The sequence below is a fragment of the Streptomyces sp. NRRL WC-3549 genome (assembly GCF_000721935.1).
In the GTDB taxonomy this organism is placed as follows: domain Bacteria; phylum Actinomycetota; class Actinomycetes; order Streptomycetales; family Streptomycetaceae; genus Streptomyces.
Map to the genome: position 1 here is coordinate 55,228 of NZ_KL585438.1, position 270 is coordinate 55,497.

Below are 270 nucleotides of genomic sequence, written 5' to 3' on the forward strand. Positions count from 1 at the left end.
CTGAGCTGCCCTGGGTTTCGTAGCGGCCGGTTTCTCTGGTTTCAGGCGGTGTTCGTGGTTGCCTGGGATCGGTGGTGGCGGTCCTCGAATTCTTCGGGTGGGAGGTAGTCGAGGGCGGAGTGCAGGCGTTCGGTGTTGTACCAGCCGACCCACTGGACGATGGCGCGTTCGACTTGGTCAGCGTCTCGCCAGGGCCCTTGGTGCTCGATCAGTTCGGCTTTGAAGAAGCCGTTGAGGGCCTCGGCCATGGCGTTGTCGTAACTGTCGGCG

At 63.0% G+C, this 270-nt stretch carries 1 protein-coding gene; it reads right to left on the minus strand.

Features of this window, described 5'->3' with window-relative positions:
* Positions 1 to 41: 41 nt before the first annotated feature.
* On the minus strand, positions 42 to 270 hold a 229-nt coding region (locus tag IH13_RS0132655), incomplete at its 5' end, for an integrase core domain-containing protein (RefSeq protein WP_031090165.1).